3 protein-coding genes are annotated in these 1,591 nt (G+C 35.0%); 2 read left to right on the plus strand and 1 reads right to left on the minus strand.

The window, feature by feature from the left end; all coding sequences use genetic code 11:
- Positions 1 to 106: 106 nt before the first annotated feature.
- Both HRT72_03750 and HRT72_03755 read left to right on the plus strand, forming a co-directional pair.
- A complete protein-coding gene (locus HRT72_03750) occupies positions 107 to 268 on the plus strand; it encodes a hypothetical protein (GenBank protein NQY66820.1) in 162 nt (53 codons plus the stop codon).
- Positions 269 to 281: 13 nt separating this feature from the next.
- Positions 282 to 1,082, plus strand: a complete 801-nt coding sequence (locus HRT72_03755; protein ID NQY66821.1) for a hypothetical protein — start codon at positions 282 to 284, stop codon at positions 1,080 to 1,082.
- A gap of 187 nt (positions 1,083 to 1,269) precedes the next feature.
- Here the strand turns inward: HRT72_03755 and HRT72_03760 are convergent, their stop codons facing one another.
- Positions 1,270 to 1,530, minus strand: a complete 261-nt coding sequence (locus HRT72_03760) for a hypothetical protein (protein NQY66822.1) — start codon at positions 1,528 to 1,530, stop codon at positions 1,270 to 1,272.
- Positions 1,531 to 1,591 lie beyond the last annotated feature (61 nt).

Consider the following 1,591-nt stretch of genomic DNA (forward strand, 5'->3'; position numbering starts at 1 on the left):
GGACGAAGAGTAATTAAGAACTCACTTTAGATCCTCTTAATGATGGTGACGATGTTGGTAAAAATAAGCGTTCACAACCCATACTCCATGCGCAAATAGTTGTAGAATGAAATATCTTATTGTAGTAATAACGATTACGCATTTGATGTTTTCAAATACCGTAATTGCTGGTATAATTGATGAAATAGAAGGAAGTGCTTGGGAATTGATTAGTACTGACGAATCATCAAAGTTCATCGCACAAAATAATGAAGTTGAGATAAATTAATACCTTGGTAAATATGAAATATCTAATAATAGTGTTACTGTTCGTGCCCTTCCTTGTAAATGCACAAGTTTCTTGGGATGATAATCAAGCAGAAGACGTTTTTAACGCTGAACTTATATTTGAAGGCGTTACGCATGGAGATTCTTTCTTTGAATCTGATGGGATTCTATATGCCGTATATTATGTGAAAATTAACAAAGTTTTCAGAGGTGATGATATTCTTCAAAAAGATCAAGTTATTCATATTGTTGCTGTTGCTCCCCAGACTTGGAGTTTAAATAACTATGAAGGTTTTGAATCAATTATTCGCTCACAGAATAATGATGAAAATCAGCCTGTGGATTTACATGCTAATGGCAATGTGCTTTTATTTGCAAATGCTTTAGGTGGTTATCCTTCCGATAATAAAGATGAATTAAACCTTAGATTACACAATGAACATTGGAAAGGTTCAATTATGCTTGGTGGTTCTTTTGGATTAGGTAAAGAGTGGAAGGGGAAAGAAGAAATTTATTCCTTTCTCGCGGAACACGAAAACATTACTATTCCCGAAGAAGGCGTAGCAATGAAGTCGGCCAAAAAAAAAGAAATCGCTGGCGATTCAGAAGAAGAAAAAATCGAAAAGAAGAGAATTTACATTGAGAGGGTGAAAAATCACAATCAAATAGAGAGAGACCGAATTAATGCAATGAATCTTAGTAGAGAGGAAAAGGATCAAGCATTAATTAAGGCAATAGTTGATGAAGCCACGTTAGAGGAAGAGACAAATCGAAAATTAGGCTTGCCTTTAGATCATCATATAATTGAGGAGTAATAATAGAGCGAAAACTTAGCAGATACAGGCCTTGATACTTAATGTGTCAAGGCTTTTTTCATGGCATAGCATAAGGGGATTATCGAACCTTTAAATATAAATGAACTTTAGATTTGAACGTTGAACACGAGCAATACACCTTTTATTGAAAATGTGAGCTTCTCAATGTGTTCGAGTCACTCCGAACTTAATCTTGATTATCGTAGACATGATAACATTTACTCTCAGAACCACCACATAGCTTTATTATGCCCTTTTCTTTAGATAGTATTATGTCTAAACTCGAATAAGTTTCATCATATTCCACTCCGTCTACAGTGGCATTTAATGGGGCATTACTCAAGTCAATCTCTCCAGCGAAATGGCTTAAGGAATAAGAGATAGAAAACTGATTAATAACGTTTGACGAAGATGCAAAGAAATACCCATCTGTTTCAACCCCATCCAAGGACAGAAGACACTTGATCCAAATAGTTTGTATTCGTTTCCCCCTAGATAATTCTAAAGAC

The organism is Flavobacteriales bacterium (assembly GCA_013214975.1).
GTDB lineage: Bacteria > Bacteroidota > Bacteroidia > DT-38 > DT-38 > DT-38.